Here is a 12,829-nt window from a genome sequence, read left to right on the forward strand (position 1 = left end):
CAACCACTGGATCGGTCAACCGATCTGAAAAATGCTTATCTGATCGGCATTAGCCAACAGGCCGTTTTTCTTTCGTAGCAATTTATTTAAGTACTTATTCGGCTAAGCTGCCCCATAAATCGTATTCGTCAGCTTCTTCAATCACTACATCCACCAGATCGCCCGGTTTTAATGAGGTTTCACCATTTAAATACACAGCGCCGTCAATTTCAGGAGCATCTGCGAAGCTGCGGCCTATGGCGCCTTCGTCATCCACTTCATCAATTAACACTTTAATAGTACGGCCAATTTTGCTTTGTAAACGAGCGGCGCTGATACGCTGCTGAGTTTCCATAAAGCGGTGATAGCGCTCTTCTTTCACTTCTTCGGCAATTTGATCTGGCAAGTCGTTGGCTTTAGCACCTTCGACCGGACTGTATTTAAAGCAACCAACACGGTCGAGCTGTGCTTCTTCTAACCAGTCTAATAATTCCTGGAACTCTTCTTCAGTTTCACCTGGGAAACCGACGATAAAAGTAGAGCGAATGGTCAGTTCAGGACAAATTTCGCGCCATTTTTTGATGCGCTCCAGCACGCGGTCAGACTGGCCTGGGCGTTTCATCAGTTTTAAAATACGTGGGCTGGCATGCTGGAATGGAATATCCAGGTATGGCAATAACTTACCTTGCGCCATTAATGGGATCACATCATCGACATGCGGGTACGGATAAACATAGTGCAGGCGAACCCAAATACCTAAATCGGCTAATGCTTCACATAAAGATTGCATCGACGTTTTGACTGGCTGGCCGTTCCAGAAGCCTGTGCGGTGTTTTACATCCACACCATAAGCGCTGGTATCCTGAGAAATAATCAGCAGCTCTTTGACACCGGCTTTTTGCAGTCGTGCTGCTTCGTCCAGTACTTCGCCAATAGGACGGCTGACCAAGTCGCCACGCATCGAAGGAATAATGCAGAAAGTACAACGGTGGTTACAGCCTTCAGAAATTTTTAAGTAGGCGTAATGTTTGGGCGTTAACTTAATGCCGTGATCCGGTACCAGCTGAATAAATGGATCGTATTTTGGCTTAGGCACAAAATCATGCACCTGCTTTAATACGTTTTCATAAGCATGTGGGCCAGTGATGCCTAATACATTAGGATGCACTTCACGTATTTCATCTTCACGCGCGCCCAAACAGCCAGTCACTATCACTTTGCCGTTTTCGGCCAACGCTTCGCCTATGGTATCCAAGGATTCCTGCACTGCGCTGTCGATAAAACCGCAGGTGTTGACTATGACAAGTTCGGCATCATCATAGCTTGGGACTATTTGATAACCTTCAGTTTTTAACTGAGTGAGGATGCGCTCTGAGTCCACTAGGTTTTTTGGGCAACCTAAGCTTACAAACCCAATTTTTGCGCCTGAGCCATTGGCTTGTGCCTGTGCGGTCAGACTTTTCACTGGCGTTTCCAGTGTGGTGGTTTGTGATGGGTCAAAGGTTTCGACTGTCATGTAAATCCTGCAAAGTAAAAGGGCCGGAAAAAAAAGTGCGCGGATTATACCTGAATCAGTTAGAAGAAACAGTCTTTGCTGTATGAAAAATGTTCAATAGAGGGGCTTATCTTCGTATCCTGGAGTGGATCCAATTAAAGTCGCTTAAAAACCGCAAAAATATACCTGATAGCTGTGTCAATCGACTGATCTTCGCTAATACTCTTGGCGTAATTTACTTTTCGTTTAATTGGAGAACACTTGATGATCAAAGCTTATGCTGCACATAAACCTCATTCACCTCTGTCGGTGATTGAGTATGATCCGGGCCCGTTGGGTCGTCAGGAGGTGGAAATTGACGTGGATTACTGTGGTATCTGTCACTCCGATTTATCAATGATCAATAACGAGTGGGGGATGTCGGCTTACCCTCTGGTCGCAGGCCACGAGGTTGTAGGGCGCGTCGCAGCTGTAGGTGCTGATGTCAGTCACCTTAAAACAGGTCAGGTGGTTGGGTTGGGCTGGCATTCGGATTACTGTCATCACTGCAGCAGCTGCGGCAGTGGCGATCATAACTTATGTGCTACAGCAAAAGGCACCATAGTCGGCCGTCATGGTGGTTTTGCTGATAAAGTGCGGGCTAACGCCGCCAGCGTGGTGGCTTTACCCGAAGGAATGGATGCAAAAACCGCTGGTCCACTGTTTTGTGGTGGTATTACGGTGTTTAACCCGCTGGTGCAATTTGATATCAAGCCCACTGATAAAGTGGCGGTGGTGGGTATAGGTGGCTTAGGCCATATAGCGCTGCAGTTTTTACGGGCTTTTGGTTGTGAAGTTACGGCTTTTACCTCCAGCGAGAGCAAAACGGTCGAAGCGAAAGAGTTAGGCGCCCATCACTGTATTAACTCCAGAGATGCGGATGCCATAGCTGCGGCCGCTGGGCGGTTCGACTTTATTTTAACCACTGTCAATGTGAAGTTAGACTGGAATTTATACCTGTCTACTTTGAAACCTAAAGGCCGGCTGCATTTTGTTGGCGCCACCTTAGAGCCTCTGGATATCAATGTATTTAGTCTGATTGGCGCACAGCGCTCTGTTTCAGGTTCGCCTGTTGGTAGTCCGGCGACTATCAAAAAGATGCTGGATTTTGCTGTACAACATAAGATCCAGCCTGTGGTGGAAATGTTCAAGTTTGACCAGATCAATGAGGCCATAGCTCATTTAGAAAGTGGTAAAGCGCGTTATCGTATTGTATTGGAACGATAACCTTTTCAACGTCAGTTACAGCGGGCACTGTTCAGTGCTCGCTGCTTCATATCAGGCTGTTGTTGTGCTTTGTTACAAAACTACCGCTTGTTTTTGTGCCGACTAGCGTACTATCAATAAATAGATGCAAGAATTTATTGAGGGTGTTATGCAACCAGAGTCACGTATTCAGCAATTACAACAGGAATTCAAACGCACTGATTCAGTTACACCAGGCGTAGATCCTGCCCTGATCAAACATCAGAAAATGGCATTAAACCCCTTCCGCTTTTTACGCGGCAGTTCCGGGCTGTTTTATGCGGATATCAAAAATTCAGTACTGAAGTTGCCTGAGCTATTAACCACGAAAATCCCGCTGACCACAGTGGTAGGGGATTGTCATTTATCCAACTTCGGTTTTTTTACCGAAGAAGGCTCGTCCGGGGACAGAGTGATTTTTGCCCCCAACGATTTTGACGATGCCTGTGTTGGTCATGCGGTTTGGGATTGGAGTCGTTTTGCCGTCAGTATTTTATTGGCTGCGGAGTACTGCCAGGGTTTAAAGCAGCAACGTTATGCTAATGACAACAAGCTGGAGCTGGATACACTGCAGGTGGTGTCTGCCAAAGATGCTGTGCAAGCAGTGCGTGCCTTTTTGCTGGCCTATGCAGGTCAATGTCAGGCTATTTTGGAAGAGCCAGAATTAAGGTATTCAGTACTGGACGATTTTCCGAAAAACCATGTGCTTAAACCTGTGTTAAAAAAAGCAATTAAACGCTCAGCCAAAGGTGAAGACTTTTTACGTAAAAGTACCTTAGCCAAAAGTGTTGACCTGTCGGCCCGGCCTCTTTGCTTTAAACAGGACTCTGCGAAATTCATCCGCTTACCATCTGAGCTCTACAACGAGGTGGAGTCTGGCTTCCGGCCTTATGTCAGCGACGATATTTTGGATATAGTGACCCGCCAGGGTGCTGGCACTGGCTCGTTGAATATGCAGCGCTATTATTTGTTGGTTGGGCCAAAACATATCCATTCAGAACAAGACTTAGCGCTGTGCCATGTGGTCGAGGCCAAACAACAACGTGACGCTGCACCTTTGTACTTCTTCCCTGATTTAAGTCCGGTCAACCGTTTAAATGCGGCTCATTTAACAGTGGATTGTCAGAGATTAATGCAACGCCGGCCAGATCTGGTGTTGGATGAACATTACTGGAATGGTGCTCATTATTTGGTGCGTTCGCTGCATCACGCCAATGTGGATGTCGATCCGGAAGATGTCTGTTTTGCTGAAAAAGCGCCGGGCGAAGAACTTGCCGAGTATGCCGAGGCCTGTGGACGAACTTTGGCCTTAGCACACAGCAGAGGCGACAGACGCTCATTCCGCTTTGAACAAGCCGTAGTGAACTATCTGCCTAAAGTGATGGATGAACTGGTACAGGCTTGTGTGGATTATGCAGAATTGCAAAAGCTGGACTGTCAGTTATTGGCGGAATTAGTAGCCAGCTGACCATCTCGGGGTGAAAACAAGGTGTGGTGGCCCTGATGTCGCCGCGCTGGCATCTGGTTAACTTCTGATTCATCTCTTGTTGCCTCTCATCCGGCTTGTCTTTCGTTGTAAACTGCGTCGAGTTAAGTCACAATGCGAATACTTTGCATTAAGCTATCTTTGGGGAGCGACTTATGATGACTTTATGGGATGCTACAGGCGGTCAAACCGTCATGGTGACCAGCTTGGACCCAGCCATCGATTTGTCTGTCAGCAGCAGATTGCGTGAGATGGGGCTGGGCAGCGGCGATCCAGTGCTTTGTTTAAGACGGGGTCCGTTTCAGGGCACGCTGGTGGTAGCCATCGCCGATTGTGTCTATTCACTGGAACAGCACATCGCCAGAAAAATTCAGGTTAGACCGCTTTAACTCCCGCAGTTAAGCCCTTCATGGCTCGCCGGCTGGTCCGTCGAGAGTTCCAGTTTATTCACAGGTTTTGATATGAAACGTATTATTTTGGTTGGGAAGCCGAATTCCGGTAAAAGTTTACTGTTTAATCAATTAACAGGCTTACGCCAAAAAGTGGCTAATTTTCCCGGTGTAACTGTCGAGCTGAAATCCGGTAAGTTTGATCAGTATCAGTTAATCGATTTCCCCGGTGCTTATTCGATGAGCACCCTGACGCGAGACGAAGAAATTGCTGTCGAAAAAATCAATCAGGCGTTGCTTGACCAGCAGACTGCATTAATTATCTGTAATCTGGATGCCACCCGGCTGCAAAGCAGCCTGATGTTTGGCATGCAGATGCTGGCTATGGCACAGCGCTTTGGCAAACCTATGGTGTTTGCGCTGAATATGATTGATGAAGTGGCACGTTTTGGTCACCAGATTGATGTAGCAGAGCTTAGCAAAGACTTAGGCGCGCCCGTCTATGCGATTTCTGCCAAAACCTTAGAAGGCATAGCCGAATTTAAAACTGCTGTGCTGCGCGATGCAGAACAGGTTGCCGTTGAGGTGAATGCCGCTGATACAGCGGAGTTGCCTGCGCTGGATTTTAGCGAGCAGGTAAGACAAAGCCGTTTATTAGCAGCCAAATACGGCATTCAGTCGACTGTGGTACTGAAAAATCAGAATGCCATCGACTCTTTTATGCTCAGTAACTTCAGCGGTGGTATCGTCTTTTTACTGGTGATGTTTTTGTTATTTCAAAGCATTTTTACCTTCGCCACACCTCTGATGGATGGTGTCGAAAGTTTGATTGGCAGTATCGCCAGTTTTGTCACCGATTTAACCGGCCCTGGTATGCTGGCTGATTTCATGAACGATGCGATTTTTGGCGGTTTGGGCTCATTTTTAGTATTTGTGCCACAAATTATGGTGTTGACCCTGATTATCGGTATGTTAGAAGACAGTGGTTATCTGGCAAGGGCGGCGCTGATTTGCCACAAGCCATTGAGCTACTTTGGTTTGTCAGGCCGCAGTTTTATTCCCTATTTGTCAGCTCACGCCTGTGCTATTCCAGCCATTATGGCGGCTCGTACTATTGAATCTCCGCGTAAACGTTTGATCACCATGCTGACTATTCCGTTGATGTCCTGCTCAGCGCGTTTACCTGTGTATGCGCTGCTGGTCGCTGTGCTTATTCCTGATACCCGCTATCTGGGTGGACTAGTGAATCTGCAGGGCGTGGCCTTTTTTGGTTTATACCTTTTTGGTATTGTCACGGCCTTAGTGGTCAGTCTGGTGTTGTCACGCTCCAGTTTGAATGATGACGCGAAGTCGGATATGCCTTTTATTCTGGAGTTGCCTACTTATCGTTTGCCTCACTGGAAACCTTTAATTCACCGCGTCACCAACAGCGCCAAGCAGTTTGTTTATCGCGCTGGACCAGTGATTTTTATGGTGTCTTTAGGTATTTGGGTTCTGGGTTATTTCCCAACAGGAGCGGGTGGCTTACAGGACTCTTATCTGGGTATGATTGGTCATTGGATAGAGCCTCTGTTTGCACCGCTTGGCCTGGATTGGCGTTATGGCGTTGCTATTCTGATGTCTTTCCTGGCGCGTGAAGTTTTTGTTGGCGCTTTGGGCACCTTGTTTGGTATCGACGGTGCTGATGAAAATATCGCTGGTTTAGCCGCCAATATTCAGGCCGATGGTTTAACCTTTGGCGCTGGTATGGGTATTTTGCTATTTTACGTGGTAGCGCTGCAATGCGTTGCTACAGTGGCGACCTTAAAAGCCGAGACGGGTAGCGCTAAACTGGTGACTGGTCTGGTCATAGGCTACGGCGCTTTGGCCTATCTGCTGGCCATGTTGTGCGCCCAACTGCTGTAAATCTAAAAAAGGGGCTCTGAGAAGACTCAGGCCCCAACTTCATCCAGGTAGAAGAAAGCTTAGAATTTTACTGAATAACGTAAGGTCCAGTTGCGGCCTAACCAGTCGTGGACTGAGCTGGCGTAGCCGTTAGTAGGTGAGGATGCGTAAGGCGGTTCTTTGTCCGTCAGGTTGCGGATGCTCAGCAGCAGGCTTTGATTGGCGCTGATGTCATAACCCAGACTGGCGTTGTACGTCAGCCACGAGTCCACTGTCTCGTTATCAAACTTAAAGTCGCCATCGCCTAAGGAGCTGATGTAATGTGCGCCTAAACTGGCATTCCAGTTTTCAAGACGCCATTCAGTACCCGCATCGGCAACAAATTCAGGGCGGGCAATTTCTGAAGCTCCGCTGAGTTTGCCCAATAAATCTTCAGCCGGGCTGTCCTGCGTGATCTGGCGCTCGTACGACAAAGTGCGGGTACCGGCCAGGTTGAATTTGAATTCGCCGGCATTGCTGGTTATCAGCTTATAGTTCAGTTTAAAGTCAACGCCATCGGTTTCCTGACTACCGACGTTAAAGAAGCCGGTGCGCAGGAAGACTAAATCATTGCCGCCATCTATCACACAACCAAACTCGCCATTTAAATCAGCTTCGTCGCTGACCACTGGTGCTGTGCCTGCGACACAAGCACGTAAGGTGGTATTAGCATCCACATCGACTATATCCTCGTGAGTGTATTTCCAGTAGTCGATGGTGAACTGTAAGTCTTCTGTCAGATTCCATGACGCGCCAATATTGATCGCCTCTGAACTCTCGGCGTCCAGATTTTTATTACCTAAGGTTTCCTGGTCAAATTCCAGTTCACCTGAAGTGGCACCAAAGTCGCCACAAAGTGCATCGAAAGGTTGATTTGCGCCACAGTCAATGTAGTTGGCTGTTAACGAAGTACCAGCACCCAGTTGTGATAGCGAAGGTGCACGGAAACCTGTGCTCCAGGAGCTACGTAAAATGAGGTCATCACTCAGGCGGTAACGCAAAGATAATTTAGGATTGATGTCGCCGCCAAAATCGCTGTAGTGGTCATAGCGTAACGCAGCAATGGCATCGAGTTTGTCGGTCAGCGGAATATTAAGCTCATTGTAAAACGCATACTGAGTCCGATCTGCAGCGGCGTCACTGGCACCCAGTGCAAAAATACCGCCACTTTGGGCCACTTCTGCTGGATTATCCGAGATCTCCTCGCCACGGAATTCACCGCCAAATACAGCGCTGATATCTGCAAATAAAGTACCAGAGAAATTAAAGTCGACAGAGTAGACGTCAGACTCACCAAGCCGAGGCGCGATTTCACGTAAACCAGCAATGACCGAGTCTGAATTATCGCGGCCTAAATTAAATGGATTAAAGCTGCTATCTGCCAGTGCATCGGCCACTTTATCAATACCCATATACCCTGAAACATGGGTAATTTCGTTATCCGTTTTGCCATAGGTGGCTGCAGTTTCCCATGACCACTCGCCTAACTCGCCACGTAAACCTGCTAATAACCGGTAGCTTTGACTATCGTAGTCCTGAATACGGCGCTCAGGAAAACGTGAGCGGATACGGATTTGATTGACGTCACCATCCTCAGCATCAATGGCCTGTGCCCATGCAGGCACAAAGCTGGCATCACCATCAACCCGCACATCAAAAGCTGCGGCAGAATCGTACGCTGAGCCTGTATTTTGTTGCAGCATAGCTTCAGCAAAGAACTCCCGTTCATTCCCTAAACGATAGGTATGGTTGATGGTTGCACCAACGGCCTTGCTGTCCGGCTGAATCGCACGTTCGCTGACATAATCATAACGACAGCGAGTCCCGCCGTTGCTGGTTGCACTGCCACACCAAGGCTCAGCGTAATCGTTGCCATCTATACTAACGCGGGTACTGGAGGTAAAAGTGACGTCGATTGGGCGATCGGTATTGAACAAAGCGTTTTTGTCAAAGTAGTCGATCACTACCGTGGTATTGCTGTTGTCTGTACTAAAACCACCTGTGTAGGTCAGATTGTACTTGCTGAAGTCTCCGCTTGCCGTATCGTCACCGTACGAGGCGCTAAGTTCGTGACCCTCGTAGTCTTTGCGCAGGATGAAGTTAATTACGCCGGCTATTGCGTCTGAACCATAGACAGAGGATGCACCGTCCGTCAGAATTTCAACACGCTCCAATGCAGACATCGGAATGGCATTGACGTTAACAAAAGAATCAAAGCCGTTAGTAAACGAATCCACTGCAACCCGGCGGCCATTGACCAGTACTAAAGTAGAACTTGAACCTAAACCGCGTAAGCTAACGCCGGCTGCCCCTGCGGGTGTGCCGTCATTGCCGGCTACGCCACCGTTTTCTGTAAATGTACCGGCACTGGAGGCCTGTGGCAGGTCCCGTAAAAAAGCACTGACGCTGTCATAGCCTTTTTTCGCTAAATCGTCCCGGCTGAAAATTTGCAGCGGGTTTGCGCCTTCCATATCCACGCCTTTGAGGCGTGAGCCTGTAACTTCAATTTTTTCTATTGTCGCTTCGTCTTGCTCTGTTGCTTCAGCCTGTTGTGCATAAACCTGTTGTGCATAAACCTGTTGTGAGCCAAACAAGGCAAACAGTGTGGCCATACCTACTTTACTGAGCTTCATTTTTTTATGCTGTGACATGATGTTTCCTCTGGTGTCGTTGTTGCCTGATGGCAATCTGTTTTTTCGAACTTAAAAAGGACGTGCCAAAGCGAGAAGCGCAGCAAAAGATGCAGCAACAACCATCAGACGAGTCAAGGCCTGAAAAATGTTGTCAGAGAGCAAATAGGTGTAATGTCAGATGTAGTTTTTAAAATACAGACAAACAGAACACACTTCTGGCTATGGCAGAAGCTGTTCTAATTATTGAACCACTCGGAGAGGTAATAGGTAGAGCAGTAGTAGCTGTTTGGGTTTGCAGCACAACGTTGCATTTTGCTCTCCTATTTATTGAGTGATATTGGTATGAATCAAAATTGTCTGATCCTGCTAGTGATGTCAAGTGCTTTTTTTAAGCAATCTGCACTGACATGGTTTTGCACCTTTTAAGGGCAAAATTTGTCTCTTTTTTACGTTTTTGTTGTAAATGGCATGTGATATTCGTCGCTCATCTGACCAGATTGGCCTTTTTCTCTCTTGCTGACTTGACAGTATTTTTTTTCAAACGTACATTTCAAACAAGTGTTTTAATTTAGTCAGAGTTATGGTGAATAAAACAACAACACAAGACAAAATTCTGGATGCAGCAGAGCAACTTTTTGCCTCTACAGGTTTTGCTGACACCTCGTTACGGCAAATTACCAGTCTGGCGCAGGTGAATCTGGCAGCGGTGAACTATCATTTTGGTTCAAAAAAAGAGCTGATTCAGTCGGTGCTGCAGCGTTATTTGTCTGTGCTGATGCCACGTTTAGATCAGGAGTTCAGCCAGCTGTTGTCCAGTCAAAAACAAAATGACTTAACGGCGGTGTTGTCTGTGTTTATTCAACCTTTGCTGGAATTGAATAAAGTACAACATCACGGCACCCGGACCTTTTTACAGTTACTGGGTCGTGGTTATACCGATGTTCAGGGGCATTTGCGCTGGTTTTTTAATCATCACTATGGTCGTACCCTGGATAAATTTGTGTTGCTGGTGCAGCAGGCTTGCCCTGATTTACCAGCCAGTGAAATTTTCTGGCGCTTGCATTTTTCGCTGGGCACTGTGGTGTTTACCATGGCGTCTAATCAGGCTTTACAGGAAATTGCAGCGGCAGACTTTAACGAAAATGTAGAAATAGAAGGCGTGATCCACAGGCTTATTCCTTATTTAGCTGCGGGTATAGCGTCACCTTTAACTTTATCTAGTCAAGCTCACTAATCTCTGGAAGGACGTATTTATGTCAATTTTGATCCTGCTGTTGGTTGTGCTGATTGTTGTGCTCGGTGTAGCAGACATTCGCCGTAACCTGATCACCAAACCAGTGTTTGGCATCTTTAAGAAAATTTTACCTCCGCTGTCTGATACAGAACGTGAAGCCATGGAAGCAGGAGACGTCTGGTGGGACGGTGACTTATTTCAGGGCAAGCCGGATTGGAAAAAGCTGCATGCTATTCCAAAGGCGGAGTTGTCTGTTGAAGAACAAGCCTTTATGGACAATGAAGTAGAAACCCTGCTGAAAATGCTGGACGACTACAAAATTGTGCAGGAACAGCGTGATTTACCACCTGAAGTCTGGCAATACATTAAGGACAATGGCTTTTTTGCGATGATCATTCCAAAAAGCTATGGTGGTCGAGAGTTCTCTGCCATTGCCAACTCAACTATCGTATCCCGTATCGCGACTCGCAGCTTAACTGCTGCAGTAACGGTGATGGTACCTAACTCTTTAGGCCCTGGTGAGCTTTTGATGCACTATGGTACTCAAGAGCAAAAAGACCGTTGGTTGCCGGGTTTAGCTGCGGGTAAAGAAGTACCATGTTTTGCTTTAACAGGCCCGGAAGCGGGTTCTGATGCTGGTGGTATCCCGGATACTGGGGTCATCTGCAAAGGCCAGTTTGAAGGCAAAGAAGTGTTAGGTATTCGCCTGAACTGGGACAAACGCTATATCACGCTGGCTCCTGTGGCTACTGTATTAGGTCTGGCTTTTAAGCTGTATGACCCGGAAAACCTGTTAGGTGAAAAAACTGAACTGGGTATCACTTGTGCACTGATCCCGACCAGCCATGAAGGTGTTCAGATTGGTGATCGCCATTTTCCAATGAATATGGCCTTTATGAACGGCACCACTTACGGTAAAGATGTGTTTATTCCACTGGACTGGATCATCGGTGGACCGGATTATGCTGGCCGCGGCTGGCGTATGCTGGTCGAATGTTTATCCGCCGGCCGTGGTATCTCTCTGCCGGCTCTGGCTACAGCCACAGGTCATTTAGCCACTCGCATGACAGGAGCCTACTCTTACGTGCGTCAGCAGTTTGGTATGGCCATTGGTAAGTTTGAAGGGGTTCAGGAGAGTTTGGGCCGTATCGGTGCCTACACCTACAGCTTAGAAGCCATGCGGGTTATGACAGCCGGGGCTATCGATTTGAAGCTGAGTCCTTCAGTAGTGACTGCAATCGCTAAATATCACATGACAGAAATGTCCCGTACTTTATTAAACGATGCCTTTGATATTCATTCAGGCCGCGCTATTCAGGTGGGTCCGAAAAACTATCTGGCACACGGTTATATGGGGATGCCTGTTTCTATTACAGTTGAAGGCGCCAACATCCTGACTCGTAACCTGATGATTTTTGGTCAGGGAGCCACCCGTTGCCATCCGTACGTATTGCAGGAATTGGAAGCTGCGGCGAATCCAAATGCCGAAGAAGGCTTACAGCAATTCGATAGCTTGCTGATGAAGCACATTGGTTTTGCTTTAGGTAACACCTTTGGCGCACTGTGGCAGGGTTTAACTCTGGGCCGCTTTAATTCAAGCCCAGTGTCTGGTGAGACTGCAAAATACTACAAGCAGTTAAGCCGTATGAGCCGTGCTTTGGCGTTAAGCGCTGATTTTTCCATGCTGATGTTAGGTGGTGATTTAAAACGTAAAGAAATGCTGTCTGCCCGTTTGGGTGACGTGTTGAGCCATTTGTATATCGCGTCTGCGGTGCTGAAGTTTTACGAAGATAATGGTCGTCAGGTCGCTGACTTACCTTTCGTGCGGTACTCTATCGAACGTAACCTGTTTGAAATTGGCAAAGCATTTTCTGGTTTCTTCCAGAACTTCCCAAGCCGGGTGGTCGCTCGTTTATTAAAAACTTTAGTATTCCCTTTCGGTATCGGTTACAAAATGCCGGCCGATGCGGTGACTCAGGATATTTCTGATGCGCTGTTAAAACCAGGTGTGATTCGTGATCGTTTAACCCACCTGTGTTTTATCGGTGAAGGTGATGAAGACCCGACAGGCTTAATGGAATCCGCTTTTGTTGCAGTGCATGATGCTCAGCCTATTATGAAGAAAATTTATGCCGCGCAAAAACAAGGCTCATTGCCACGCAAAATTCCTATGGATCAGCTGATTACCAAAGCTTTGGATATCAATGTCGTAACGGCAGATGAAGCCAAGCAACTGGTACGAATGAACGAATTACGTTTCAGCTCTATTAGTGTCGATAGCTTTAAGCCGGGTGTATTGTCAGACAACGCTGTGTAAGTTGTTGTTTAAACGAAAAAAGCCAGGCGAACGCCTAATGCCAGTCAGTTAAGCTGACTGGCATTATTTTTGTACGCATATTTGCTGGA

At 47.2% G+C, this 12,829-nt stretch carries 8 protein-coding genes; 6 read left to right on the forward strand and 2 right to left on the reverse strand.

Annotated features, from left to right (window positions below):
* Window positions 1-94: 94 nt before the first annotated feature.
* Window positions 95-1,495 carry a 30S ribosomal protein S12 methylthiotransferase RimO gene (rimO, locus tag WH43_RS19095; protein WP_053426138.1) on the reverse strand — a complete coding sequence of 467 codons (1,401 nt, stop codon included), beginning with the start codon at window positions 1,493-1,495 and terminating at the stop codon, window positions 95-97.
* Between the two features lie 243 nt (window positions 1,496-1,738).
* Here rimO and ahr point away from each other — a divergent pair, with 243 nt between their 5' ends.
* The 4 genes from ahr (at window position 1,739) to feoB (ending at window position 6,538) form a co-directional block, all read left to right on the forward strand.
* Window positions 1,739-2,740 (forward strand): NADPH-dependent aldehyde reductase Ahr, encoded by a 1,002-nt coding sequence (gene ahr / locus WH43_RS19100; protein ID WP_053426139.1) that lies wholly within the window; start codon window positions 1,739-1,741, stop codon window positions 2,738-2,740.
* Between the two features lie 148 nt (window positions 2,741-2,888).
* The gene (locus tag WH43_RS19105; RefSeq protein ID WP_053426144.1) at window positions 2,889-4,226 is read left to right on the forward strand and encodes a DUF2252 family protein; all 1,338 of its coding nucleotides are present in this window, start codon (window positions 2,889-2,891) and stop codon (window positions 4,224-4,226) included.
* Window positions 4,227-4,399: 173 nt separating this feature from the next.
* Complete coding sequence (locus tag WH43_RS19110; protein WP_286050023.1) at window positions 4,400-4,633, forward strand: FeoA family protein; 234 nt, start codon at window positions 4,400-4,402, stop codon at window positions 4,631-4,633.
* Window positions 4,634-4,705: 72 nt separating this feature from the next.
* A complete protein-coding gene (gene feoB, locus WH43_RS19115) occupies window positions 4,706-6,538 on the forward strand; it encodes a ferrous iron transporter B (RefSeq protein ID WP_053426140.1) in 1,833 nt (610 codons plus the stop codon).
* Between the two features lie 59 nt (window positions 6,539-6,597).
* Here the strand turns inward: feoB and WH43_RS19120 are convergent, their stop codons facing one another.
* On the reverse strand, window positions 6,598-9,207 hold the full coding sequence (locus WH43_RS19120; protein ID WP_053426141.1) for a TonB-dependent receptor plug domain-containing protein: 2,610 nt from the start codon (window positions 9,205-9,207) through the stop codon (window positions 6,598-6,600).
* 562 nt (window positions 9,208-9,769) lie between these two features.
* Between WH43_RS19120 and psrA the strand changes: the two genes are divergently transcribed.
* Complete coding sequence (gene psrA, locus WH43_RS19125; RefSeq protein ID WP_053426142.1) at window positions 9,770-10,423, forward strand: TetR family transcriptional repressor PsrA; 654 nt, start codon at window positions 9,770-9,772, stop codon at window positions 10,421-10,423.
* A 19-nt stretch (window positions 10,424-10,442) separates the two neighbouring features.
* Window positions 10,443-12,740, forward strand: a complete 2,298-nt coding sequence (locus WH43_RS19130; protein WP_053426143.1) for an acyl-CoA dehydrogenase — start codon at window positions 10,443-10,445, stop codon at window positions 12,738-12,740.
* Window positions 12,741-12,829: the final 89 nt, after the last annotated feature.

Origin of the sequence: Rheinheimera sp. KL1 (assembly GCF_001275035.1) — a bacterium.
In the GTDB taxonomy this organism is placed as follows: domain Bacteria; phylum Pseudomonadota; class Gammaproteobacteria; order Enterobacterales; family Alteromonadaceae; genus Pararheinheimera; species Pararheinheimera tangshanensis.

Coding starts and splice junctions, on each gene's coding strand:
- rimO (WP_053426138.1), bottom strand. CDS start 1,495: ATGACAGTCGAAACCTTTGACCCATCACAAACCACCACACTGGAAACG.
- ahr (WP_053426139.1), top strand. CDS start 1,739: ATGATCAAAGCTTATGCTGCACATAAACCTCATTCACCTCTGTCGGTG.
- WH43_RS19105 (WP_053426144.1), top strand. CDS start 2,889: ATGCAACCAGAGTCACGTATTCAGCAATTACAACAGGAATTCAAACGC.
- WH43_RS19110 (WP_286050023.1), top strand. CDS start 4,400: ATGATGACTTTATGGGATGCTACAGGCGGTCAAACCGTCATGGTGACC.
- feoB (WP_053426140.1), top strand. CDS start 4,706: ATGAAACGTATTATTTTGGTTGGGAAGCCGAATTCCGGTAAAAGTTTA.
- WH43_RS19120 (WP_053426141.1), bottom strand. CDS start 9,207: ATGTCACAGCATAAAAAAATGAAGCTCAGTAAAGTAGGTATGGCCACA.
- psrA (WP_053426142.1), top strand. CDS start 9,770: ATGGTGAATAAAACAACAACACAAGACAAAATTCTGGATGCAGCAGAG.
- WH43_RS19130 (WP_053426143.1), top strand. CDS start 10,443: ATGTCAATTTTGATCCTGCTGTTGGTTGTGCTGATTGTTGTGCTCGGT.